This is a genomic window from Pseudomonas retamae (assembly GCF_043496865.1).
Taxonomy (GTDB): domain Bacteria; phylum Pseudomonadota; class Gammaproteobacteria; order Pseudomonadales; family Pseudomonadaceae; genus Aquipseudomonas; species Aquipseudomonas retamae.
This window is the reverse complement of record NZ_JBIEIL010000002.1, coordinates 414,847-436,149: the sequence shown is the minus strand read 5'-3', so window position 1 is coordinate 436,149 and position 21,303 is coordinate 414,847. Positions and strand designations below refer to the sequence as shown.

Sequence of the window (21,303 nt, the reverse complement as noted above, 5' to 3'; positions counted from 1 at the left end):
GATCCGACCCGTTCCCGAGGTCAGTGGATACTCGAAGCCAGTTCGAAGATCGGGATGTACATCAGGATCACGATGACCCCGATCAACAACCCGATGAAGGTCATCAGCAGCGGTTCGAAGAGTTTCACGAACCATTCCAGCCAGCGGCTGATTTCCTCGTCGTAGAAGTCGGCGCTGCGCTCCATCATCTGCCCGAGGTTGCCTGACTGCTCGCCTGCACGCAGCAGGCGCAGCGATACCGGTGTGACCAGATGATTGAGCTCCAGCGCCGTGGACAGCGATTGCCCTTCGCGGACCCGCTCGCAGGCCTGGTCCAGGCGCACCCGTGACGCCACGGTGAGCAGGCCGCGGACCATCGCCATGGCGGTCACCAGCGGAATCCCGCCTTGCAGCAGAATCCCCAGCGAGCGGTAGAAGCGTGCCAGTTCATACATGAAAATCCGTTGATGCACGGCCGGCAGTTTCTCCACCAGCCGATCCAGGCCCCGGCGAAACGCCGGCTGTTTCTGCAGTACGGCGAGGGCGGTAATCAATGCGCCCAGTGCAGCGAAAAATTCCGTCTGGTGCGCATGCAGAAACATGCCGCTGCTCATCAGGACCTGCGACAACCACGGCAGATTGTTGCCCAGCCCTTCGAACACCAGGCTGAAGCGCGGCACCACATAACCCATCAGGAACAGCACCACGCCACCGCCGACCACCAGCAACAGCATCGGGTAGATCGAGGCACTGATGATCTTTTGCCGCACCTCGTCCATGCGCTGGCGATAACTGACGTAGCGACCCAGCGCATCGCCGACTGCGCCGGTCTTCTCGCTGGACTGTACCAGCGCCACGTACAACGGCGGGAACACTGCCGACAACTGGGCCAGCGCCTGCGAGAAGGATTTGCCCTCGTACAGCAAGCGCACCAGCTCCGACAAGGTTTTGCGGGCAGCGGGGGCGGTTTCCTTTTCGGCGAGACTTTCCAGCGCATCGATCAACGGCAGGCCGGCGTTGAGCAAGGTGGTCAATTCCTGGCTGAACAAAACCAGATTGAACGTCTCGCGCTGACGCAGTCGCAGCGACCGCCAGTGCTTGTCAGCGTGCAGGCTGAGCACCCGCAAACCCTGGTCCTCGGCCATCCGCCGTGCCTCGTTGTCGCCCGGCGCTTCAACACTCAACGACACCACGCCCGCCTTGCCGACGGCTTTGAGATGAAATCGCATGGGCTGCGCTCCCTTACTGCCAGTTGGTCACTTCGGCGTTTTCACCTTCGCCACCGGGCTGGCCGTCCTTGCCCATCGACAGCAAGTCGTACTCGCTGTTTTCGCCGGGATAGCGGTAGGCGTAATTGCGTCCCCACGGATCCTGCGGCAGCTTTTTCTGCAAATAGGGGCCGGTCCATTTCGCCTCGTCACTCGGCGCGAGCACCAAGGCCTGCAAACCCTGTTCGGTGGACGGGTAGTGGCCGACCTCCAGGCGGTACAGATCCAGCGCCTTGCTCAGGCCTTCGATCTGCGCCTTGGCCACTTTGACTTCCGAGCGCCCGAGTTGCGCGAAGTACTTCGGCGCGACGATCCCGGCCAACAGGCCGAGCACCACCAGCACCACCAGCAGTTCGAGCAAGGTGAAACCGCGTTGGCTACGCGGATGAAATGACAGCTTCATGATGACCTCCGGTGAGTGGCAGTCGTGTCGCCACAAGGGCTTATGCAATTGCCATGCTCAGCCCCCGCGCGAAATCACCGGTGAGGCTGGAACCCTTGTAATACGGGCCTTGCAAGAGTCGGCACAGTGCTTGCGTACGGCTCAATCGTGATCGGCCATTGGGGCATTTCCCCCAATTTTATCGGGGTCGATCCGGGGAGGCCCGACATGAAAATTCTAACCAGCGGATTGCTCGGATGTGTGCTGCTCAGCGGCGCCGCGCAGGCCGATGTGTTCATCTCGGTGGACGCCAGGGGCAGCTACGTGCTGTCCAACGTTCACCGGCCCGGACGCACTTACGAACGGGTGATCCACGAGGCTGAAATGCCTGTGGCCAGCCTCGACCAGCAGCCGCAGATGATCGCCAACCAGCCCTATGCGGAGCTGGTCTCGGCGGCGGCCAAAGTCAACCAGTTACCCGAAGCGCTGCTGCATGCGGTGATCAACGCCGAGTCCCACTACAACCCCGGCGCGACCTCGGCCAAAGGCGCAGGCGGGCTGATGCAATTGATGCCCGACACCGCGCGTGAACTGGGCGTGACCGACGTCTACGACCCCAAGGCCAACATCCAGGGCGGGGCCAGATACCTCAAGCGCCTGATGACCCTTTTTGACAACGACATCACCCTCGCCGTGGCGGCCTACAACGCCGGGCCGGACGCGGTGCTCAGCCGTGGCCGGGTGGTGCCGCCGTTCGCCGAGACCCAGCGGTATGTGCCGAATGTGCTGCGTCAGTATCGGCGCCTGCAGGGCCTGGCGATGGATGCGCCGCTGTGATCCCCGGCGCGGTTTTCCCCACTTTCGGGGCAAACCGGGCGGGGCGAAAAGTGGGGAAAGCAGTGGGGCAAATCCCCCGGTTTTCTCAAGTCGCGATGGTAACTGACTGAGCAGCAAGGCGTTTTTTTATGGCATGCGGATTGCTCCGAGGCATTTGTCGAGAAGTGTTCCCAGGCGCACCCACTACGAGGTTACCGATCATGGCTGGCATTCATCACGCACCGTCTCTGCTGAACTGGCTGGTGATACTCGCCTCGATGCTCAGCGTCGAGCTGGCCGGCGCCGCAGTACGCTGCGAGCGCAATCTGGTGGCCAACGTGGTCGCTTTCGATCAGCCGCTGATGTTCAACCGTCTCGGCGCGCAGAACGTCAACGGCATGATGTACGCCTTGCGCCGCGACGTGGTCGACGAGCATGACGTGTCGCTGGCCTACGGCGGCGCCGCGGTGCCGGGCAAGGTGTCGCTGCGTCCCGACAAGCGTCCGCGGCCGCTGGTGCTGCGGGTGGCGGCCGGTGATTGCCTGACGATCAATCTGCAGAACCTGCTCGACTATCAGGCCAACCCCAACAAGCACTTTGAAAACGAGGGCGAAGAGGGCACCGAGAATGTCAGCGCTGCCGAAGCCTTCAAGGTCGATGAGCAAGTCGCCGACCGTCACGTCGGCTTCCAGGTCAATGGCCTGCAAGCGGTCAACAGCATCGATGACATCTCGTCCTTCACCGGGCGTAACGCCAATTCGCTGGTGCCGCCGGGGGCGAGCCGTTCCTACACCCTGTACGCCGAACGCGAGGGTGCGTTTGCCGTCAGCAGCCGTGGCGCGACATTCGGTGGCGAAGGGGCGGCCGGCAACGTTGCCAACGGCCTGTTCGGCCAGGTCGTGGTTTTGCCCAAGGGCGGCCGCAGCTACCGCAACACGCTGACCGAGGAAGAAATGCGCCTGGCCACCACCGGGCGGACCCCGGCCGGTCATCCGATCGTCGATTATCAGGCGCGCTACCCGCAGCGCGAACCCTGGCTGCGCGAGGGCAAGGCTGCCACGCCGATCATCAACATGGTCGACGGCAGCGAAATCATTTCCAGTGAAAGCGACGCGATCGTCATGGGCAGCAATGCCGACGGCAGTTTCCCGTCCAGCACCTACCCGTTGGAGTCGGTGGGCAAACGCAACCCGGCGATTCCCAACCGGCTGGAGCCGTTCCGCGATTTTGCCTCGCAGTTCCAGGACGAAACTGCCGCCACCCAAGCATTTCCCGCGTATTGGGCAGACCCGGTGATGGCCCATGTGCTGGAGCCGACTCGCGATTCTTTCATGATCAATTACGGCTCCGGTGGCATGGGCGCCGAGGTCGTGGCCAACCGCCTGGGCGTAGGGCCGATGCACGATTGCCTGTCCTGCGCTTACGAAGAGTTCTTCCTCAGCTCCCACACCGTCGGCGACGTGGCGATGCTGGTCGACGTGCCGGCCAACGCCGGGCTGGAAAACATCGCCCCGGGCCAGACTCCAAGCGCCGATCAGATCGGCGTCAAGGCGACCATGGCGCTCTATCCCGCTGAGCCGTCCAACGTCAACCACAGCTACATCGGTGACTTCGTCAAATTCCGCAACACCCACAACGGCCATGAGCAGCACATCTTCCACCTGCACGGCCATCAGTGGCTGTTCAATCCCAACGACGACAACTCCGATTACGTCGATGCCCAAGGCATCGGCCCCGGTGCCGGTTACACCTATGAAATCGCCAATGGCGGTTCGGGCAACCGCAACCGGGTGGCCGGCGATGCGATCTATCACTGCCACTTCTACCCGCACTTCGCTCAAGGCATGTGGGCCATGTGGCGGGTTCACGATGTGTTTGAAGAAGGCACGCGGCTCGATGTCTCCCAGCAAGGCGCTGACGGTTTCCATAGCGAGCCGTTTGCCCTGCGCAGCGGCAAACCGGCGGCAGGCGCGCGGGCCTTGCCCGACGGCGAGATCGTCGCCGGCACACCGATTCCCGCCATCGTGCCGCTGCCCGGCAAAGCCATGGCGCCGATGCCCGGCAAAGTCGTGGTGGTGCCGAAAATTGGCGAGACCCTGGTCGCCGGCAACGATGACGACGAAGAAAGTGATGACGACGGCGAACACCAGGGCGGTAACGCGGGTGGTCAGGCCATCGGTTCACTGGCGCTGGTCGATCGCAGCGAAGCCAATCGCAACGCCGACGGCACGCTGAAAAATCCCGGCTATCCGTTCTGGATCGGCGGCATGGAAAGCTCGGTCGGGCAACGTCCGCCAACCCCACCACTGGACATGCTCGACGCCGCCACCGCGCAAGCGCTCAAGGCCAGCGGCAAAGCGCTGTGGGCCAACCTCGATCCGGCACAGTCGGGTGGCTGGAACGGCGGTTTGCAGCGCCACGCCCTCGATGGCGTCTCGGCCGGCGGTGAGGCGCACACAGTGACCACGTCGCTGGATTTCTCCAAGGAAGTGCTGCGGGCCAAACCGATCTATCTGCCGGAGGAGGGCACCGAAGTCGAACAGGCAGCCATGGCCTTCCACGCGAAAAAGGACCACCCAAGCTATGCCTTGCTGCCCGGCAATCAGGTGGTGGCCAAGGCCTTTCGCACCAACGGCGCCTTGCCGATGGCCGGTGCGCCGTACTACGAACCGTGCATGGACGACCGGCAGAAACGCCTGACCAACAGCGCCGGCAGTGGCGAGTTCGCCAGCGGTGAGCGCCTCGATGGCATGTCGTTCATTGGCGCCTCGACCTTCACCGCTGATCGGCCACGGATCTACAAAGCGGCGAACATCCAGTTCGACGCGGTGTATAACAAAGTCGGTTACCACTTTCCGCAGGCGCGCATTCTGGCGCTGTGGGAAGACGCCTGGCCGGTGATCACCAAGCAGCGTCCGCCAGAACCGCTGGTGATGCGCATGAACACTTTCGATTGTGTGCAATACCAGCAGACCAATCTGGTGCCAGCCACGTACGAGATGGACGACTATCAGGTGCGCACGCCGACCGATGTGATCGGCCAGCACATTCACCTGCCGAAGTGGGACCTGACCTCGGCGGACGGTTCCTCCAACGGCTGGAACTACGAAGACGGCGTGCTTTCCCCCGGTGCCGTGCAGGAGCGCATTCATGCGATCCGCGAGTTCAACCAGTGCGCCGGCACTGACCCGCGCGACGGCACCCAGGCCTGCCCGATCGCGAAGAACCATCCGTTCTTCGGCCAGTACGGCCGCGCCGACTGGGTCGGTGCGCGCACGGCGATGCAGCGCTGGTTCGTCGACCCGGTGGTCAATGCCAAAGGCGTCGATCGCGGCCTCGGCACAATCTTCACGCACGACCACTTGGGCCCATCGACGCACCAGCAGATCGGCTTGTACGCCACGGTGCTGGCGGAACCGGCCGGTTCCACCTGGTTCCACGCCGAAACCGGCGAGCCGCTGTACAGCGGCGCGCGCCAGGACGGCGGGCCGACCTCATGGCAAGCGGTGATCAACACCGGTGACCTCGACGGCGACGGCAAGAACGACAGCTTCCGCGAGTTCTTCCTCGAATACAGCGACTTCCAGCACGCCTATGAAGCCGGCGTGTACGTCGGCGCCGGGCCCAATGGCGTACCGAATGCGCAAGCATTCCCGGCGACCGCCGACAGCTTCCGCTACGCGATCAATCCGCCGGTGCGCAACAACGCCAGCAACTTGCTCGAAGGCGTGCTGGAAGTGCAGGGCGGTCAGGTGCCGGGCTGTCCGAGCCGGCCATGTCCGCAGGCGATTTCGGTGGATGATCCGGGCATGTTCGTCGTCAACTATCGCAACGAGCCGTTGGCCCTGCGCGTCTACGATCCGAACAAGGTCGGCCCGGACGGCAAGCGTGGCATGCAGGCCGACGGCCTCGGCGGCGATCTGTCGTTCGCCATGCACAGCCGTACCGACCGGGCGATCCCGGCGATGAACCTGGCGCCGAATCTGCTCACCTCGGCCACCGGCCCTACCGGTGGCACCACGCTGTTCCCGCCGCACATCAACAAGGGCGGCGCCGAACCGGGCGATCCGTTCACGCCAATGCTGCGCACCTACACCGGCGACAACGTGCGGCTGCGCGTGCATGCCGGCGGCCATGAAGAAGAACACAACGTCACCCTGCACGGGGTCAAATGGTTGCAGAGCGGTTCGGGCTTCGGCAACAGCTCCAACTCCGGCTGGCGCGCTTCGCAGATGATCGGCATTTCCGAGCAGATGGGCTTCATTGCGCCGGTGTCGATGCTCTCCAGCTCGGCGGCGACCACCGGCGATTATCTGTACTCGATGGACGCCTCGATCGAAGGCTACTGGAGCGGCATCTGGGGCGTGATGCGCAACTACACCGCGCAGCGCAACGACCTGTTTGCCTTGCCCAACAACGCCAAACCGACGGGCATGCGCAATACCGTGGCGTTCGAGGGCACCTGCCCGCGGATCGGCGCCAACCCCAACGGCATCGGCACGCGTCCGACCGTGCAGCGCAACTATGAGGTGGTCGCGGCACTGGCCAATGACATTCTCGGCAATACGCTGGGCCTGACTCTCGGCGATCCTGAAGGGCTCGGCCAGCATGTCGGCGGGCCGCTGAATCCGGCGGGCGGCACCCTGGTGCTGAACTCGCGCACCGTGAGCATTCCACAAGTCACGGTGACCGATCCGGAGGACGGCGAGACCATCACCATTGGCGGGCAGAGCGGGCCGCTGCATGACCCGACCGCCATCCTGTATGTGCGCAAATCCGACCTCGACCCGGTCAGCGGCAAGCTCAAGCCCGGCATCCCGGTCGAGCCGCTGGTGCTGCGTGCAGCGGCGGGCGATTGCCTCAACATCACTCTGGAAAACCGTCTGCCGAGCGTGATGCCCGATCTGACCCAGACCGCCGTGATGCAAGGCATGGTCAAGCGTGATCGCAACAGCGGTCTGGGGTCGACCACGTTCAGCAACAACCTGATGCGCCCGTCCAGTCACGTCGGCCTGCACGCGCAATTGCTGGCCTACGACATCACCAAATCCGACGGCGCCAACGTCGGCGCCAACCCGATCCAGACCGTGCCACCACGGGTCGGCAACAGTGGCGCGTACCCGACGCGGACCTATCAGTACTACGCCGGGCACCTGGAGCGTGAAGGCAAACCGGTGACGCAACTGGGCCGCAGCGTCGACAACATCAACGCCACGGCGGTGGAGTTCGGCGGCTTGAACATCACCCCGGCGGACGTCATCAAGCAGCCGCAAAAAGGGCTTGGCGGGGCGATGAGCATTCTGCCGATCGGCGCGACCTGGGTGGACGATGCGCGCAAGGTAAACGCCACGGTCACCGCGCCGGGGCAGACCAGTTATCGCGACTTCGCGATGGTCTGGCACAAGGCGCTGAACACCCGTTGGGCCAACGGCCGGCCGGTGGAGGGCATTGCCGCCGAAGGTCTGGGCGTGCCGACCGATCCGCAGGACAACTCGAGCATGGCGATCAACTACAAGACCGAGCCGCTGTGGTATCGCTTCGGCCTCGCGCCGGATGCACCGTTCGGGCATGCCGACGGTGCGGGTTATGGCGACATGACCAACGCGCACATGGCTTACAGCAACGCGCTGGTCGGTGGCGATCCGCAGACGCCGGTGCTGTACGCCAAACCCGGGCAACCATTGCGCACGCACATCCTGATGCCGAGCGGCGGCAGTCGTGGCACCACGTTCCAGCTCGACGGGCATGTGTGGTCGGTCAATCCGTTCCTCGCCGAGAAGAGTGATACCGGTGGTTATCCGATGGGGGCTCCGGGCGTGGGTTCGGTGCGCTTCGGCTACAACCCGATGTCGATGTACATCGGCGCCCACGAAAGCATCCTGCCGGCCGCGCACTTCAGCTTCATGATCCCCAGCGCCGGCGGCAGCAACGCGATCCCGGGCGACTACCTGTTCCGCGACTACGCCGCCTACGGCAACACCTCCGGATTGTGGGGATTGTTACGGGTAACCAACGAACCGGAGCCGGCACCGCAGGGGCAGTAGAAGCAGGTGCAACGACAACATGCCTGGGATGCAAATCCTTGTGGGAGCTGCGGTTCGACGATTCGACTTGCCAGCGATGACGGCGGCACAGGCGCCATTGATGTGACGCAAAGGACGCCATCGCTGGCAAGCCAGCTCCCACAGGGTCTGCGGTGGGCAGTGAGGTTGCGGGATGAATGCAAATCCCTTGTGGGAGCGAGCCTGCTCGCGAAGGGGGCCACTCGGTTTTCAAGGGTGACGCTGAAGACGCCTTCGCGAGCAGGCTCGCTCCCACAGGGAACGGCGGTGAGCAGTGAGGTTGGTGGGATGAATGCAAATCCCCTGTGGGAACGGCGGTTGGCAGTGAGGTTGGCGGGATGAAGGCAAATCCCTTGTGGGAGCGAGCCTGCTCGCGAAGGGGAGCAACCCGGTTTTCAAGGGTGACGCTGAAGACGCCTTCGCGAGCAGGCTCGCTCCCACAGGGTCGGTGTTTTTGCCAGGTAGAGAAGTTGGGGAGTGCGGTATGAACAGGATCATCAACATCATCGGTATTTGCACGCTGGCCATGGCCGGGGCGCTGTTGACGCTGAGTGAGATTGCCTTGGCGCAATCCGTGGGCGGGCAGACGTTGGCGCGTGATGGCGTGGCGGTGGATTTCGACCTCAAGCCGCTGGCCGCTGACGGCAAGCTGCGTGAAGGCGAATTCGCCGATGTGCAGTTCCGCGTCACTGACAGTGCGTCCGGCCAGCCATTGTCCGGCGTGGCACCGGGCGCCTGGGTCGATCCGCAAACCCCTGCGGCCGATCAGGCCCAGGGCCGCGAGCAAAGCTGCAAGGCGCGGGTTGGGGTGTTCCTCAAATCCAATATTGGCGCGCGGCCCTTGCTCGACCTCAACAGCTATTTCCTGCTGGTGATGAACCGCGACGCCAGCATCGCCGTGGTCGATCCGTCGGTATCAGTAGGCGGCATCACCAGCACCCTGGCGCGGATTGAACTCAAACAACCGCCGATGGATTGGGTCACGCCCAAGGACAACAAACGCGTGTTCGTCTCGATGCCAACCGCCGGCGAAGTCGCGGTGATCGACAGCGAGCAGTTCAAGGTGGTCGATTCGATCGCCGCCGGCCAGCAGCCGGTGCGGGTTGCCCTGCAACCGGACGAACGCCTGCTGTGGGTCGGCAACAACGCGAGCAAAGCCGCAGCCTCCGGGGTCACGGTGATCGACACACAAAGCCTCAAACCACTGAAGCAGCTGATCACCGGGCGCGGCCACCACGAAATCGCCTTCAGCAAGGACAGCCGGTTTGCCTTCGTCAGCAACCGCGACGACGGCAACGTCAGCGTGGTCGATATCGCCAGTCTGAACATCGTCAAGCAAGTCAAAACCGGCTCGCACCCCTTGTCGGTCGCCTATTCGCCGCTGTCCGGCGCGGTTTACGTGGCCGACGGCAAGGACGGCAGCGTGACGGTGATCGACGCCAGTAGCCACGCCATTCGCCGGGTCATCCCGTTACAGCAAGGCCTCGGCCCGATGGCCTTCAGCGCCGACGGCCGCTTCGCCATTGCACTCAACACCGTGGAAAACCGCGCCAGCGTCATCGACGCCGCCACCGACAGCGTGATTCATGAGCTGCAGGTCAGTGCCGAACCCTATCAGGTGGTGTTCACCCAGGCTTACGCCTACATCCGCGGACTGGCCTCGCCGAAAGTCACCATGATCAACCTGTCGTCGCTGGGCGAAGGCCGTCAGCCGATCAGCCAGGGCTTCGAGGCCGGGCCGCAAGCGCCGCGCATGGCCGGCGATCTACCGCTGGCTTCAAGCCTTGCGGTGTCGCGCGATGACAACGCGGTATTCGTGGTCAACCCGGTCGACAACACCACGTATTTCTATGCCGAAGGCATGAATGCGCCAATGTCCGGTTACCCCAACCGCGGGCAGATTGCACGCGCGGCCATGGTCATCGATCGCAGCCTGCGCGAAGTCTCGCCGGGGCTTTACAGCGCGCGGGTGAAACTGCCGCCAGCCGGGCGTTTCGACGTGGCGTTCCTGCTCAATCAACCGAACATCATTCACTGCTTCACCGCGCAGATCGAAGCCGATGGCAACGCCACAAAACCCCTCGGCCAGGCGAAAGTCGAGTTCCTGCTCGACAAGACCCTGGTCGCGCTCAACGACCCTTACGTCGTGCGCTTTCGCATCGTGCAAGGCAAGCAAAAACACCCGCGCCGCGGCGTTGAGGACGTGCAATTGCGCTACTACCTGGCGCCGACCTCGCACCCGCGCGAAGTCGCGGCGCTGGAAGTCGCCGACGGCGTGTACGAAGCGCCGATCACCCTCGACCGCAGCGGTGCCTGGTACCTGCATGTACGTGCGGCATCGCTGGGTGCCGGTTTCGATGACAAGACCTTCGCCAGTGTTCGGGTAACCCCCGGCCAGAATGATTGAAGAGGAATTCGCCATGCACCGATTTGCCTCCACCAGCCTGCTGACCCTGTGCCTGCTGACCTTGGGCAGCCCCTATGCCCGGGCGCATTCCGCCGACGAACACGCCGGCCACAAAACTGCGCCCGGCAGCAGCCAGGAACACGCGCAAGTAAAGTTCGCCAACGTGCCGCTGCTCGATCAGAACGGTAAAAGCGTGCACCTGGAGCAGGATCTGGTGCAGGGCAAGATCGTCGTCATGAGCTTCATCTACACCAGTTGCACCACGGTGTGCCCGGTGGTGTCGTCGATCATGGGCAAAGTGCAGACGCAGCTCGGGGCGCGGGTCGGCGATGAGGTGCAACTGGTGTCGATCAGCATCGACCCGCAACGCGACGATCCGCAACGCCTGCAGGATTACGCCCGCACGTTTCAACACGGGCCGGGCTGGAGCTGGCTGACCGGCTCGCCGCAGTCGATCAGCGAAACTCTCAAGGGCCTGGGCAATTTCAGCGGCGATTTCAAGAATCATCAGCCGCTGATCCTCGTGGGCGACGGCAACAATCGGCACTGGATGCGCTACTACGGTTTCACCGATCCGGCGCTGCTGGCCAAGGAGGTGGAAAAACTCAGCGGCCTGCGCACCCACGCCAAACACACCGCGATCGCAATGGAGCAACAGCCATGAGACTGCTCGACTGGATCTCGCTGAGCGTGTGTTTCTGGATTTTCAGTCACGTGGCCTTCGCCCATGAGGACCACGTATCAGAGCCGCCAGCCACAGTGGCTGCCGCGCCGGCCAAAGGCACCCACGATGCGCAAACCTGGTTCACCGACACGCCGCTGCAGGACCAGAACGGTCAGACGCTGCGCTTCTACAGCGATGCCCTGCAAAACCGTGTGGTGCTGCTCAACGTGATTTTCACCAGCTGCAACGACGCCTGCCCGCTGATCACCCGCAAGCTCAAGGAAGTGCGCGAGCTGCTCGGTGACAAGGCCGACGGCATCACCTTCATTTCCCTTACCAGTGACCCGTTGCGCGATACGCCGGCGGTGCTCAAGGCTTACACCTTGAAGCAGGGTTCCGATGACCCTCATTGGCTTTTTCTCACCGGCGACAAGGCGCAGATGGACCTGGTGCTCAGTCGCATCGGCCAGATCGTGCCGACCCCCGAGCAACACTCCACGCAATTGATCGTTGGCGATGTCGCCAACAAGCGCTGGAGCAAGATCCGCCCCGATGCCCCGGCCGCCGCCATTGCTCAGCGCTTGCAGTTGCTGACAATGCCTGTGGCTGGCCGCTGAGCCCGCGTCATGAACCTGCGTTGCGGACTCGCCCTGATCCTGCTCGCCGGCATCAGCCTCGGCGCCGACGCCATGTCGCTGGACGCCGATGAGGCGGCGGGCAAGCGCCTGTATCGGCAAGGGTTGTCCGCCAGTGGCGAGGCGATCATGGCGCGGGTCGGCGCGGCGGATGTAGCACTGCCGGCGACCAGCCTGCCGTGCGCCAATTGCCACGGCAACGATGGCCTCGGTCGGCCGGAGGGTGGCGTGCGTCCGCCGTCGCTCGACTGGGCGCGGTTGACCAGCCTCTATGGCCAGCAGCAGGTCAACGGGCGCAATTATCCGGCCTACACCGAAAGCAGTCTGGCCACGGTGATCCAACAGGGCCGCGATCCCGCCCACAACCGGCTCGACCCGAGCATGCCGCGCTTTGTCCTGTCGATGAAGGACCAGCGCAACCTGACGGCTTACCTCAAACGGCTGGCCGATGAGCGTGATCCTGGCCTTGAAGCCGAGACTTTGCACTTGGGCACCTTGCTGCCCAGCCAGGGGCCGCTGGCCGAGGAGGGCGCCACGGTGGCAGCGGTGCTCAACGGCAGCGTGGCGCGGATCAATCAGGCCGGCGGCATTCATGGCCGGCAACTGCGCCTGACCGTGCTTGACCCCGGCCCGGATCGCGCCAGCGCCGAGCAGGCCTTGCAACGCTTGATCGAAGACGAACAAGTATTCGCCCTGATCGCACCGCTGGCGCCGGCGCTCGACAGCGAACTGGGCGCACGTCTGGAACAGGCCGGCGTGCCGCTGATCGGGCCGATGTCGATCCTCGGGCCGTTGCAGACCAGTCGGCAGATCTTCGAACCGTTGCCCGGTCTGCGCGAGCAAATGATGGCGCTGGCCGATTACGCCACGGCCAGCTTGCGGGTGCTGCAAGGGCCGACGCTGATCGCCTGTGCGGATGACCCGGCGCAAGTGCAGACCGCGCAAAACCTTGGCCGGTATCTGCAAGATCACGGCTGGCAGAACGTTCATGTGCAGGCCTATGACCCGGCGGCGGATGCGCTGCCGTTGGGCTCGCGTTCGGTCTTCTACCTGGGCGATGGCGGCGGCTTCAGTCGGCTGGCGACCCGCCTGCAGGGGGCCGGGCAAGTGCCGTATCTGTTTGCCGCTTCCAGCCAGGTCGCCGGCGATCTGCTGCAAGTGCCTGACGGTTTTACCCGCCGGGTATTTCTCGCCTATCCGTTTGTGCCCAGCGACTGGACGCAGGCGGGGCGCACGGCGTTGACGGTGCTGCGCGAAAGCCAGGGCCTCGGCGCGCAGCATGCGGTGCTGCAAGTCGGCGCTTACGCCTCGATGCTGCTGCTCGGTGAAGGCCTTAAACAGGTCGGGCGCGATGCCAGTCGCGAAAAACTGGTGGCGGCGCTGGAGGGCTTGCATGACTTCGACACCGGCCTGACTCCACGCCTGAGTTTCGGTCCGGGGCGGCGCCTGGGGTTGAGCGGCGCGCACGTGGTCACGGTGGACTTGTCGGATCAGCGTTTTTATCTGGTTGCACCCTACAAACCGTTGGTTGCCAGCCCCTGAACGGAGGCCTCGAACATGAGACTCACAGCGTTGCTGTTGATGTGGACCTGCTGCCTGCCGACGGCGTGGGCCAGCGACGGTCCGGCTGCGGCGCGGGTCAATGGCGAGGAGATTTCCGCGTTTCGCCTCGAACGCTACTTCGTCGAATACCTGCAGGACCAGGGCCGCGCAGTGACCAGCATTCGCAGCCCCAAGGCTTACCGACAACTGCGCCAGGCCGCGCTGCAAGCGCTGATCGACCGGGAACTGTTGTGGCAGCAAGCGCAAAAGCGCGGCGTGCAGGTCGACGAACAAACCGTGCGCCAGCAGGTCGAGCAAACCCGCAACGCCCTCGGCGGTAGCGAAGCTTTCCAGCGGCGGTTGCAGGACGCCGGTTTCGATCAGGCCTCGTTCACTGAATACACCCGCCGCGAGCTGGCCGCGCAACAGATGTTCGGCGCGCTGATCCGTGCGCACACCCTGCAACCGCAACAACTGCTGGTCAGGTTGCCACGGCAGGCGGATGCAGCCATGGTCGCTGCGGCACGTCTACGCTTGATGCAGATGCGCGCCGCGATTGTCGGCGAAGCGACGTTTGCCAGCGAACCGGTGCGGACACCTTTTGGCTGGCATGTGATTTATTTACCGAACCACTTGGAGGTCGTCGATGTCCCAGATTCGCAGGGGCTGGACTCAGTCAGGGCAGAGCTTGCCCGACAGCGACAGACTCAGGCTCGTCGTCAGGTGCTCGCGCAATTGCGGGCACAAAGCAGAATCGAACGTATTGACGACGACTGAAGGTTCCCCCCCAATAGTGGGGAATGCCTTCGATGCCCATTCAGGTGCTTCCCCGTTTCTGGGGAACGGGGTACCGGGACGAGCGGGCATTGTCATCAATTTCAAGGACATGAAGACTTAAAATTACCGGCGCTCAGCCTGGCATGAAGTGTGCGTTACCCCTTGTGAGGCGCACTCCAGCAGGTTCAGATTTCGGACTGGCGGGATTCAAGGAGTCGACCTTGGTTAACAAAGTACTGGTTGTCGAAGACGAACAGCTGCTTGCACAGAACCTTCAGGATTATCTGTCGGCGCAGGGGCTGGACGTCCGGATTGCACATGACGGAGCGACGGGTATCGGCCTGGCCGAAACGTTTGCCCCCGACGTGCTGGTGTTCGATTACCGCTTGCCGGATATGGAAGGCTTTGAGGTGCTCGACGCGGTCCGCCAGAACAGGACGTGCCATTTTGTGCTGATCACCGGGCACCCGACCGCTGAAGTCTGTGAGCGGGCGCGGCAACTGCAAGTCAGCCACATCCTGTTCAAACCGTTTCCATTGGCGGAACTGGCCCGAGCGGTCTGCGACCTTCTTGGCATCAAGCGCGAAGCGAAACCCGGTGCGAGCCCTTCCGAGGGCTTTGTCGAACGACGCCAGAGCAGGACCGAGAGCTTCCCGTTGCAGTTGTACGATGGCAGTTGGGTGCTGGCGGATCGTCGACGAAGCCTGTCGACGGCCATGGCACCGGACGACGATCAAATGCTCACCGGGGAGTAGTGGCGCGATCAGACGTTCCGGCATTTGCCGACAAGGTTTGCCGCGCCGACAGGGCTTTACGCCCCGGTTGGAGAGCAAGCCATGGAACGTCTGTCCGTTGTCGTCGAACCACTGTTGGCCGAAAGCGCCCCCGAGCGCTTTTCCAGTGAACAGCTTGCCCAGGCCCGGGCGCGGGCCGCCACCTCCGGCGAACGCGTGCTTGAAGCCCTCGGCGTGCTCTGCGAACTGGCGCCAATGCCGTTCATTCACACCCTCGGCGCCACCCTGCATTATCCGGTGCTCGACACCGACAGCCTGTTTCAAGCGACGCCGGTGTTCGATCGCGTCACCCTCGCGCAATGCCTCAAACGTGAATTCATCCTGCTGCGCCACCACGATGCCGTCATCGGCGTGTTTGCCGACCCCTTCGACCCGGCGCGGCTGGCCTGGATCGACGACTGTCTACACGGCGCGCCGCTGTACCTGGTGCACGCCGACGACCTCAAGGCCTATCTGGCCCGCCACGAAGAAAGCTTCCATGCCGTCGAGTCGCTGAACGCCCAGGGCGACACCCACTGCGAAACCGACACCCTGCAAAGCCTGTCGCTGACCAGCATCAGCGAAGACGCCAGCAGCGTGGTGAAACTGGTCAACTCGACGCTGTACGACGCGCTGAAAATGCACGCCAGTGACATTCACCTTGGCACCACCGGCAACGGTCTGGTGATCAAGTACCGCATCGACGGCGTGCTCAACAACATCAGCAAAGTCCAGGGCAACGAGTTCGCCGAGCAGGTGATCTCGCGGGTCAAGGTCATGGCCGAACTGGACATTGGCGAAAAACGTGTGCCGCAGGACGGCCGTTTCAAGATCGGCATCAGTGGCCGTCAGATCGACTTTCGCGTGTCGATCATGCCGAGCATCTTCGGTGAAGACGCGGTGCTGCGGGTGCTCGACAAACAGGATCTGGCCGACAAGGTCTGCGGCGTGCAATTGCAGGCGCTGGGCTTTGAAGACGAGACCCTGCGCCAATTGCGCCGCCTCGCTGCCGAGCCCTACGGCATGGTGCTGGTCACCGGCCCGACCGGCAGCGGCAAGACCACCACCCTGTACGCGATGATCACCGAGATCAACCACGGCGTGGACAAGATCATCACCATCGAAGACCCGGTCGAATATCAACTGCCGGGCGTGCTGCAGATTCCGGTCAACGAGAAAAAAGGCCTGACCTTTGCCCGCGGCCTGCGCTCGATCCTGCGCCACGACCCGGACAAGATCATGGTCGGCGAGATCCGCGACCCGGACACCGCACAGATCGCCGTGCAATCGGCGCTCACCGGTCACTTGGTGTTCACCACCATCCACGCCAACAACGTCTTCGACGTGATCGGCCGCTTCACGCAAATGGAAATCGACCCCTACAGCCTGGTTTCGGCGCTCAACGCGATTCTCGCCCAGCGCCTGATCCGCTTGGTGTGCAGCAGTTGCAGCGCACCGGTCGAGCCAAGCGAGGAAGAGCTGCGTGCCTCGGGCCTCGACCCGCAGAAAGTCGCCCACTACCACTTCGTCCACGGCAAAGGCTGCGGCCACTGCCGGGGCAGCGGCTATCGCGGGCGCACGGCGATTGCCGAGTTGCTGCACCTCGATGACGAACTGCGGCAGATGATCGTCGAGCGCCAACCGATCAAACAAATCAAAGCCCTGGCCTGCGCCCGTGGTTTGCGCCTGTTGCGTGAGTCGGCGCTGGAATTGGTTGAGCAGGGGCGCACCACGCTGGAGGAGATCAATCGTGTCACTTTTATCGCGTGAGCGTTTTATCGCCGTGCTCGGCGCCAGCGGCGTTGGCCTCGGTCAGCGGCGTGGCAGCGACATCCTGTGGCTGGGCAGCGTCGGTTACATCGACGAAGGCTTCCAGAGCTACGCGGTGGCGCTGGACACCCTCGATCGCCTGCTCGGTGAACACGCCGGCACCGGTGCCGAATTGAGCGTGGTCGTCTCCGGGCACTTCAGCCGTTTCTGCCTGGTGCCGTGGAGCGCGCAGATCAGCAGTCCGGAAGAGCTGCGCGGCTTCGCCCAGCTGTGTTTCGAAGACCTGTTCGGCGCGCCGACCCAAGCCTGGAGTCTGGTGCTGTCGGCTGAGCCGGCCGGTTACGACCGTATCGCCAGTGCCTTGCCGCAGGACTTGCTCGAGCGCCTGCGCAGCCTGGTCAGCGGTCGCGGTCTGCGTCTGCGCTCGGTGCAGCCGTATCTGATGGCGGCGTTCAACCGCTTCGACCAAAGCCTGGATGCCGGCGACTTTCTGTTCGTGGTTGCCGAGCCGCAACGCAGCGTGCTGTTGCTGGCAAGGGAAGGGCGCTGGGCCGGCGTGCGCTCGGTCGGCGGCAGCGACAGCGATGCCGCATTGAATGCTCTGATCGGTCGCGAACGCCAGTTGCAGGCCTCGACCAGCGAACGCGCCTTCAACGTTTACCTGCACGCGCCGGCACGCCTCGATGCGCAACCGGATGTGGCGGGAGCGCACTTGCGCACGCTCGAAGACGACTCGATGACCGTACGTGACGGCTTGTACGTCATGTCCCGGGCGGTGGCCTGACATGCGCGCGCTCAATCTGGATTTTCAACCGCGCCCGCGCTCCGGTCCGCTGGGCTGGAGCCTGCTCGGCACCGGTGTGCTGCTGGCGCTGCTGTGCTTCGGCGTGCAGCAGCACCTCGACGCGCACACCGAACAGCAGCAGGGCCATCTGCAAGCCACCCAGCGTCAGCTCAACGGTGACAGCGGGGCCAAGTCCACCCTGAGCCCGGCGCAAACCCGCGAGCAGGCGCAGAACCTCGCCGAGATGCGCAAGGTTTCGCAGCAACTGCGCCGGCCGTGGGAACGCCTGTTTGCCATGCTCGAAGCGATGCCGCGCGATGACGTTGCGCTGCTCAGCCTGACCCCGGATGCGCGCAAGGGCCAGGTGCGCATCAGTGCCGAAGCGCGGGATCTGCAAGCGATGCTTGATTTCCACAAGCGTCTGGAAGCCAGCGACGAGCTGTCCGACGTGTCGCTGCTCAGCCACGAAATCGTCGTCAAATCGCCGGAACAACCGGTGCAATTCAACTTGTCGGCGACCTGGGAGATGGGCGATGCGAATCCCTAGACTGATCGTCCACGAATACCTGCAAGGCCTCGGCGTTCCGGGCCTGGCCGGGCTGGCGCTGTTGCTGGTGGCCGTGGCCTGGGCACTCGGCGGTTTGCTGCCGGGCTGGCAATCGTTGCAGTACTTGAGCGAGCAGACTCAGGCAGCCACCGAGTACCTGGCCAAGGTTGAAGACGGCAGCATCGCGCCGCCGGTGGTGCCGCAACGTCAGCTCGATGATTTTCGCAACAAACTGCCGGCGCAACCGCAAGCCACCGTCGCCATCGACCGCATCTACGCCCTCGCCGCGCAAGAACACATCACCCTGGCGCGTGGCGAATACGCGCTCGGCGTCGACCCGAAAACCCATCTGGCGCGTTACCAGATCCTGTTGCCTGTGCGCGGCAGCTACCCGCAACTGCGGCGCTTTGTGCACGCCTTGCTCGGCCAGTTGCCGGCAGTGGTGGTGGAAGACCTCGAGTTGCAACGCAAGAAGATTGGCGACACCGACCTCAATGGCCGGATCCGTATGACCCTTTTCCTGTCGAGGTCGTGATGAATACCAAGCGCGTGACCGGGTGGGTAGCGTTCTTCGGCGTGGCGGCCGCGCTGGCGTGGTTGCCGGAATATATCTCGCCCAGCGAAGACGCCGATTCCAACGAAGCAGCGCTGGCTGCCCCGGCAAAAACCGCCAGCCGTGGCGCGCTACCGGCGAGCGACACCAAGGCCAAGGACACCCCGATCAAGGACCTGAGCCCGGCCGGTGACCTGTTCGCCGCCAAATCCTGGAAGGCCGCGCCGGTGCTCGCCACGGTCACCGAACAAGCGATCAACCCGGCCACAGTGGTGCAAGCCCCGAGCCTGCCACCGGTGCCGTTTCAGTTCGTCGGCAGGCTGCACGACCGCAGCGACCTGCAAGTGTTTTTGCAGAACGGCGAAAAGATCTACGTCGTGCGCAACGGGGATGTGATCGACGACACCTGGAAGATCACCGGCATTTCCGATCTGGAACTGAGCCTGGTCTACCTGCCTTTGCATTTGTCGCAGACCTTGTCTGTGGGGAGTACGCAATGAACCGTTCCCGTTTGCTGATGAGCCTGGGCCTGTGCGCCGGGCTGGCCGCCTGTAGCACTGCGCAGGTGGCCAACAAGGAAGCCGCTGACCTGATTGAACAGGGTCAGTACGAGGCGGGGCTGGCGCGTATCGAAGAAGGCCTGCGCGAGGACCCACGCGACACCGAACTGCACTTGCTGCTCAACAGCGGTCGGGCGAAAGCGATCACCGCGTTGTTGACCTCGGGCGACACCGACCGTGCCCGCCGCGATTTCGCCTCGGCTCGTGTGGCCTACAACCGCGTGCTGACCATCGAACCAAACAACCGCCGTGCGCAGGACGCCCTGCGTCAGCTCGACTACCTGCGCAGCATGGAAGAAAAGCTCGAACTCGCCCGTGGCGACCTGCGGCGTGGCGACATCTACGGCGCCGATCGCCAAGTCAAACAGATCCTCGAACTTGACCCCAACAACGAAGGCGCGCTCGAGCTGCAGGGCAACATCCGCCTGGTACAGAGCCGCAACGTGATTACTTATCCGCAGCTGCGCACCAAGCTCGATCGCCCGGTGACCTTGGAGTTTCGCGACGCCAACCTCAAGACCATTTTCGAAGTGCTGTCGCAGGTTGCGGGGCTGAATTTCATCTTCGACAAAGACTTGCGCCCGGACATGAAGGCGACGATTTTCGTACGTGACGTGCGCATCGAAGACGCCGTGACCCTGCTGCTGCAACAGAACCAGCTGCACCAGAAAGTGGTGAACGAAAACACCTTGCTGATCTACCCGGATTCGCCGCAAAAGGTGAAGGATTACCAGGAACTGGTGATGCGCACGTTCTACCTGACCAGCATCGACGCCAACACCGCACTGAACATGGTCAAGACCATGCTCAAGACCCGCGACGTGTTCGTCGACGAACGCCTCAATACCCTGACCATGCGCGACACCGAAGACGCCGTGCGCATGGCCGAGAAGCTTCTGCAATCGCAGGATCAGTCCAACCCCGAAGTGGTGCTTGAGGTGGAAGTGATGGAAGTCGCTACCCAGCGCATTCTCGACCTCGGTCTGCAATGGCCGAACACGTTCGGTGTGGTCAACAGCGACGGTTCGGCGGTGACCCTTCTTGATCAACTCAAGGGCATCAACTCCAGCCGGATTTCGATCTCGCCATCGCCGCAAGCCAAGATCAACGCGCAGGACAATGACATCAACACCCTCGCAAGTCCCGTGATCCGCGTCAGCAACCGTGAGCAGGCGCGCATTCACATCGGTCAGCGCGTGCCGATCATCAGCGCCACGTCGGTGCCTTCGACCCAGGGCCCGGTGATCACCGAAAGCGTCACCTACCTGGATGTTGGTCTGAAACTCGAAGTGCAACCGACCGTGCACCTGAACAACGAAGTGGCGATCAAGATCGCCCTCGAAGTCAGCAACGCCACGCCGCTCGAACCGACGCGCCAGGGCACGATTCCGGTGCAGGTCGACACCCGCAACGCGCAGACCTCGTTGCGCCTGCATGACGGCGAAACGCAGATCCTCGCCGGGTTGGTGCGCAACGACCACGGCGCCACCGGTAACAAGATTCCCGGCCTTGGCGACATTCCCGGGCTGGGCCGGCTGTTCGGCAGCAACAAGGACACCGTCGGCAAATCGGAACTGGTGCTGTCGATCACTCCGCGGATCGTGCGCAACCTGCCGTACCAGAGCCCGTCGGACATGGAATTCTCCACCGGCACCGAAACCAGCATGCACATCCAGGCGCCGGACCGTTCGCAGAGCTACGTGATGCCGTCGCCTGCCGCGCAGCCGCGTGCAATCGGTGAATCGGCCGTGGCCACCACCCGCGTCACTGTCGAGAAGCCTTGA

The 21,303-nt window shown here is 63.5% G+C and carries 16 protein-coding genes; 14 read left to right on the top strand and 2 right to left on the bottom strand.

Annotation, left to right across the window (positions count from 1 at the left end; translation table 11 throughout):
• Nucleotides 1-20 precede the first annotated feature (20 nt).
• Nucleotides 21-1,208 carry a type II secretion system F family protein gene (locus ACGSLL_RS05105; protein WP_394503785.1) on the bottom strand — a complete coding sequence of 396 codons (1,188 nt, stop codon included), beginning with the start codon at nucleotides 1,206-1,208 and terminating at the stop codon, nucleotides 21-23.
• A gap of 13 nt (nucleotides 1,209-1,221) precedes the next feature.
• On the bottom strand, nucleotides 1,222-1,650 hold the full coding sequence (gene gspG, locus ACGSLL_RS05100; RefSeq protein WP_394503783.1) for a type II secretion system major pseudopilin GspG: 429 nt from the start codon (nucleotides 1,648-1,650) through the stop codon (nucleotides 1,222-1,224).
• Nucleotides 1,651-1,857: 207 nt separating this feature from the next.
• Between gspG and ACGSLL_RS05095 the strand changes: the two genes are divergently transcribed.
• From ACGSLL_RS05095 to ACGSLL_RS05030, 14 genes are all read left to right on the top strand, one after another.
• Complete coding sequence (locus ACGSLL_RS05095) at nucleotides 1,858-2,466, top strand: lytic transglycosylase domain-containing protein (RefSeq protein ID WP_394503781.1); 609 nt, start codon at nucleotides 1,858-1,860, stop codon at nucleotides 2,464-2,466.
• Between the two features lie 200 nt (nucleotides 2,467-2,666).
• Nucleotides 2,667-8,489, top strand: a complete 5,823-nt coding sequence (gene mnxG / locus ACGSLL_RS05090) for a manganese-oxidizing multicopper oxidase MnxG (protein ID WP_394503779.1) — start codon at nucleotides 2,667-2,669, stop codon at nucleotides 8,487-8,489.
• A gap of 502 nt (nucleotides 8,490-8,991) precedes the next feature.
• On the top strand, nucleotides 8,992-10,914 hold the full coding sequence (locus ACGSLL_RS05085) for a YncE family protein (protein ID WP_394503777.1): 1,923 nt from the start codon (nucleotides 8,992-8,994) through the stop codon (nucleotides 10,912-10,914).
• A 13-nt stretch (nucleotides 10,915-10,927) separates the two neighbouring features.
• Nucleotides 10,928-11,578: an SCO family protein gene (locus tag ACGSLL_RS05080; RefSeq protein WP_208937965.1), complete on the top strand. Its 651-nt coding sequence runs from the start codon at nucleotides 10,928-10,930 to the stop codon at nucleotides 11,576-11,578.
• Nucleotides 11,575-12,195, top strand: a complete 621-nt coding sequence (locus ACGSLL_RS05075; protein ID WP_394503774.1) for an SCO family protein — start codon at nucleotides 11,575-11,577, stop codon at nucleotides 12,193-12,195. Before ACGSLL_RS05080 ends, ACGSLL_RS05075 begins: the two co-directional genes overlap by 4 nt.
• Nucleotides 12,196-12,204: 9 nt before the next feature.
• Nucleotides 12,205-13,755 carry an ABC transporter substrate-binding protein gene (locus ACGSLL_RS05070; protein WP_394503772.1) on the top strand — a complete coding sequence of 517 codons (1,551 nt, stop codon included), beginning with the start codon at nucleotides 12,205-12,207 and terminating at the stop codon, nucleotides 13,753-13,755.
• Nucleotides 13,756-13,770: 15 nt separating this feature from the next.
• Nucleotides 13,771-14,532 (top strand): peptidylprolyl isomerase, encoded by a 762-nt coding sequence (locus ACGSLL_RS05065; protein ID WP_394503770.1) that lies wholly within the window; start codon nucleotides 13,771-13,773, stop codon nucleotides 14,530-14,532.
• Between the two features lie 221 nt (nucleotides 14,533-14,753).
• Complete coding sequence (locus ACGSLL_RS05060) at nucleotides 14,754-15,287, top strand: response regulator (protein WP_208937961.1); 534 nt, start codon at nucleotides 14,754-14,756, stop codon at nucleotides 15,285-15,287.
• Nucleotides 15,288-15,368: 81 nt separating this feature from the next.
• Nucleotides 15,369-17,075 (top strand): GspE/PulE family protein, encoded by a 1,707-nt coding sequence (locus ACGSLL_RS05055; RefSeq protein ID WP_394503767.1) that lies wholly within the window; start codon nucleotides 15,369-15,371, stop codon nucleotides 17,073-17,075.
• The gene (locus ACGSLL_RS05050) at nucleotides 17,056-17,859 is read left to right on the top strand and encodes a hypothetical protein (protein ID WP_394503765.1); all 804 of its coding nucleotides are present in this window, start codon (nucleotides 17,056-17,058) and stop codon (nucleotides 17,857-17,859) included. The genes ACGSLL_RS05055 and ACGSLL_RS05050 overlap by 20 nt, the downstream gene beginning before the upstream one ends.
• A gap of 1 nt (nucleotide 17,860) precedes the next feature.
• Nucleotides 17,861-18,406, top strand: coding sequence for a PilN domain-containing protein (locus tag ACGSLL_RS05045; RefSeq protein ID WP_394503763.1), 546 nt, complete (start codon nucleotides 17,861-17,863; stop codon nucleotides 18,404-18,406).
• Nucleotides 18,393-18,941, top strand: a complete 549-nt coding sequence (locus tag ACGSLL_RS05040) for a GspMb/PilO family protein (RefSeq protein ID WP_394503761.1) — start codon at nucleotides 18,393-18,395, stop codon at nucleotides 18,939-18,941. The genes ACGSLL_RS05045 and ACGSLL_RS05040 overlap by 14 nt, the downstream gene beginning before the upstream one ends.
• The gene (locus ACGSLL_RS05035; RefSeq protein WP_394503759.1) at nucleotides 18,941-19,459 is read left to right on the top strand and encodes a hypothetical protein; all 519 of its coding nucleotides are present in this window, start codon (nucleotides 18,941-18,943) and stop codon (nucleotides 19,457-19,459) included. The genes ACGSLL_RS05040 and ACGSLL_RS05035 overlap by 1 nt, the downstream gene beginning before the upstream one ends.
• Entirely contained in the window at nucleotides 19,456-21,303 is a 1,848-nt protein-coding gene (locus ACGSLL_RS05030) for a secretin N-terminal domain-containing protein (RefSeq protein ID WP_394503757.1), read from the top strand. The genes ACGSLL_RS05035 and ACGSLL_RS05030 overlap by 4 nt, the downstream gene beginning before the upstream one ends.

What these genes read in the sequence shown, in the direction of transcription:
- ACGSLL_RS05105 (WP_394503785.1), bottom strand. Translation starts at nt 1,208, where the DNA reads ATGCGATTTCATCTCAAAGCCGTCGGCAAGGCGGGCGTGGTGTCGTTG.
- gspG (WP_394503783.1), bottom strand. Translation starts at nt 1,650, where the DNA reads ATGAAGCTGTCATTTCATCCGCGTAGCCAACGCGGTTTCACCTTGCTC.
- ACGSLL_RS05095 (WP_394503781.1), top strand. Translation starts at nt 1,858, where the DNA reads ATGAAAATTCTAACCAGCGGATTGCTCGGATGTGTGCTGCTCAGCGGC.
- mnxG (WP_394503779.1), top strand. Translation starts at nt 2,667, where the DNA reads ATGGCTGGCATTCATCACGCACCGTCTCTGCTGAACTGGCTGGTGATA.
- ACGSLL_RS05085 (WP_394503777.1), top strand. Translation starts at nt 8,992, where the DNA reads ATGAACAGGATCATCAACATCATCGGTATTTGCACGCTGGCCATGGCC.
- ACGSLL_RS05080 (WP_208937965.1), top strand. Translation starts at nt 10,928, where the DNA reads ATGCACCGATTTGCCTCCACCAGCCTGCTGACCCTGTGCCTGCTGACC.
- ACGSLL_RS05075 (WP_394503774.1), top strand. Translation starts at nt 11,575, where the DNA reads ATGAGACTGCTCGACTGGATCTCGCTGAGCGTGTGTTTCTGGATTTTC.
- ACGSLL_RS05070 (WP_394503772.1), top strand. Translation starts at nt 12,205, where the DNA reads ATGAACCTGCGTTGCGGACTCGCCCTGATCCTGCTCGCCGGCATCAGC.
- ACGSLL_RS05065 (WP_394503770.1), top strand. Translation starts at nt 13,771, where the DNA reads ATGAGACTCACAGCGTTGCTGTTGATGTGGACCTGCTGCCTGCCGACG.
- ACGSLL_RS05055 (WP_394503767.1), top strand. Translation starts at nt 15,369, where the DNA reads ATGGAACGTCTGTCCGTTGTCGTCGAACCACTGTTGGCCGAAAGCGCC.
- ACGSLL_RS05045 (WP_394503763.1), top strand. Translation starts at nt 17,861, where the DNA reads ATGCGCGCGCTCAATCTGGATTTTCAACCGCGCCCGCGCTCCGGTCCG.
- ACGSLL_RS05040 (WP_394503761.1), top strand. Translation starts at nt 18,393, where the DNA reads ATGCGAATCCCTAGACTGATCGTCCACGAATACCTGCAAGGCCTCGGC.
- ACGSLL_RS05035 (WP_394503759.1), top strand. Translation starts at nt 18,941, where the DNA reads ATGAATACCAAGCGCGTGACCGGGTGGGTAGCGTTCTTCGGCGTGGCG.
- ACGSLL_RS05030 (WP_394503757.1), top strand. Translation starts at nt 19,456, where the DNA reads ATGAACCGTTCCCGTTTGCTGATGAGCCTGGGCCTGTGCGCCGGGCTG.